Source organism: Novosphingobium sp. FG90, from assembly GCF_057808725.1.
In genome coordinates, this window is the sequence record NZ_JBMDIO010000086.1 from 1 (window position 1) to 2,895 (window position 2,895).

At 61.0% G+C, this 2,895-nt stretch carries 3 protein-coding genes; all 3 read left to right on the forward strand.

Going from position 1 to position 2,895, the window contains the following annotated elements:
- A partial coding sequence (locus tag ACODRZ_RS26545) for a hypothetical protein (RefSeq protein WP_488973168.1) occupies positions 1–322 on the forward strand: 322 nt, incomplete at its 5' end.
- 306 nt (positions 323–628) lie between these two features.
- Entirely contained in the window at positions 629–1,333 is a 705-nt protein-coding gene (locus ACODRZ_RS26550; protein WP_051587026.1) for a murein L,D-transpeptidase catalytic domain family protein, read from the forward strand.
- A 61-nt stretch (positions 1,334–1,394) separates the two neighbouring features.
- On the forward strand, positions 1,395–2,846 hold the full coding sequence (locus tag ACODRZ_RS26555; RefSeq protein WP_488973167.1) for a L,D-transpeptidase family protein: 1,452 nt from the start codon (positions 1,395–1,397) through the stop codon (positions 2,844–2,846).
- The last annotated feature ends 49 nt before the right edge of the window (positions 2,847–2,895 follow it).

Sequence of the window (2,895 nt, forward strand, 5' to 3'; positions counted from 1 at the left end):
TCTGAATCACCTCAAGCGGCTCAAGGAAAGAACCTTTTTCCGCAACCTGTTAAGGGACGGTCCGATGCGAACCAGGGAGAGGCTAGCAGACGCAGTCGCGGGTCAGCCGGGGCGACTACAGCGTAAGCAGTTCGTTCGGTCGCTGAAGGAAACTGCGGTTCGCGCGGTAGTGACGGCGTCTGTCACCTTCGCCGTAGGCTGGGTTCTCAAGCGAATGTTCGAAAATTCGGTTGCCGACGCGGCGAAGGAGGGTGCGGCTGAGGGCGCTCAGCAGGATGTCGTGGAAGAAAGAAAAGGCCCAAGCAAGGCCCCTTACCAGTAGCTGCAGTGACTGGCGGGGCGACAACCTAACAAAGCACGCCCGGAGTTTCACAGGTAGACCTGACATCTTGCGCCTTAGCACCACTCTCACCCTGTTTGCGAGACATGTTTCGGGATTTTGCAGTCCGGACACAGTGTTTGAAAACCGCAAGAGATTTCAGCGCGGGAAATTTGTTCCAGAATTGAAGTGGCGCTTCAAACTACCGACCGCTTATCTAGAACGGTTCGCCGCTTAAGTACAAAAGTGCCCCAACAAAAGTCGCCAAGGACTATTTAATCGCAAGCCGATATAGCCATTATCGGAGGCATGGCTGATCTGACTTTCCGACCCGACCGGCGCGCCATGATGATTTCAAGCGCGGGCATTGCTATCGCGGCCCTTGCCGGGCCGGCCGCCAAGCCACTTTTAGAATCGTCACCGCCGCGCCGGCCAACCGCTATTCCAGCTGCCCCCCGTAGTTCTTCGGGCATGCCGCAGACGACTTTAGATGCCGCTCGCTTTTCGGTGGACCCGGCGCTGCTGCGCCGGGCTCTATCTGCGCTGGAGCAGCACTCAGGTTCGGTCAAGGCGCGAGACCGGATAGCCATTGTAGATTTTACTGCGCCATCTTCCGATCCCCGGCTGCACTTCCTCGATGTAGTGAGCGGTAAGGCTTCGCGGTTACTGGTCGCGCATGGTTCGGGCTCCGATCCGGGGCATACCGGGTTCCTTGAGCGGTTCTCCAACGCCTTCGGCTCCAATGCCTCGAGTGAGGGCGCTTTCCTTACGGCGGATTACTATACAGGAAAGCACGGTCGGTCGCAGCGTCTGGTGGGGCTCGACCCGACGAACAACAACGCGCTCAGCCGCGCCATCGTAATCCATAGCGCTTGGTATGCGAACGACGACATGATCCCCTCCCATGGCAAGCTGGGCCGCAGTCAGGGATGCTTCGCGGTCGGCGAGGATAAGCTCAGCGACGTGTTCAGCTTCCTCGGCGAAGGACGGATGGTCTTTGCAGCCCGCGCTTAGGGCAGCATGAAACCTACGTGATTTCCATAAGTTGTCATACGGGTCTTACCAGGAGATCCGTGTGCATAGAAGTGTGATCGCTTGCTCGTTGCTGGCCCTGACGGTCGCGCTCCCCGCGTGCCATTCGAAGCCTGACAATACGTCCCAGACAACCGAAGCGCCGCCGATCAACATTGACCAGGTGCGCTGGAATGATGGGGCTGTCCGGCAGTTGCGCGATGCAATCGGCCGCCGTGCCGCGCATGGCCTCGACCGGGTGCGGTTCGCTGTGGATGGCCAGCCCGGCAATGCCGAAGGCGACCGCGCCCTGACGCAAAGCGCGTTGCGTTACGCGTCGGCGCTAGCCCGCGGGGCGTCTGATCCGGCCAAGCTCTATGACGTCTATACCGTCACCCGGCCCAATCCGAACCTGCTGAATGGTCTGGGCGCAGCTCTCAAGGAAGGCAATCTGGACAAATGGCTCGATGGGCTGGCTCCGCAGGACGACGGCTACCGCGCGCTGTCCAGGTCCTATCTCGCGCTGCGCAAGCAGGGCAGCGCGCCCGCCTCCACGATCCCCGACAAGGGCGAGCCGCTGAAGCCTGGCGTCACTGACGCGCGGGTTCCCGCGATCGCGCGCCAGCTTGTCGCCTCAGACTACCTCGATCGCTCTGCTGCGCAGGGAAACAGCTACAACCCAGCGATGGTCCGCGCGGTGCAGCGCATGCAGGCGGACTACGGGATCAAGCCCGACGGCGTCATCGGCACCGATGCGCTCGAAATCCTGAACCTGTCGGACGCGGACCGGGCCCGGACGATGGCCGTGGCGATGGAGCGGTTGCGCTGGCTCGACCGCACTCCCGCCCCCACGCGTATTGACGTCAACGTTGCCGCGGGACGCCTGCTCTACTGGCGCGACGGTAAGGTCGCCGACAGCCGCAAAGTGGTCGTCGGTGAGCCTGAGAACGCGACACCGCAGTTGGGATCGCCGATCTATCGCCTCGTCGCCAACCCAACGTGGACAGTGCCGCGCTCGATCCAGAACAAGGAGATCGCCGGCAAGGGGAGCGCCTACCTTGAGCGCAATAACATGGCATGGAAGGATGGCTGGGTTGTCCAGCAGCCTGGACCGAAAAATTCACTCGGCCTCATGAAGTTCGACATGAAGAACGAACACCAGATCTACCTGCACGACACGCCCGCCAAGCAGATCTTCCAGGAGGTCCAGCGTCAGCGCAGTCACGGCTGCGTGCGCGTAGAAGATGCTCTGGGGTTCGCCGAGATGCTTGCGAAGGACGAAGGAGTACTCGACGAATGGCACAAAGCTCATGCGACCGGCGAAGAGACGTTCGTTAAGCTGCCGCGCGAGATTCCCGTGAGGTTGCTCTACCAGACTGTGGTGCTCGGTGAGGATGGTGAGCCCGTCATCCGCTCCGACCCCTATGGCTGGAATGACCCCGTGGCCGCTGCCCTAGGCTTTTCGTCGCGTCAAGGTTATCGCCTGCGCACCTCTGTGAGCGACGTAGGGCCTTAACAGGTTGCGGAAAAAGGTTCTTTCCTTGAGCCGCTTGAGGTGATTCAGA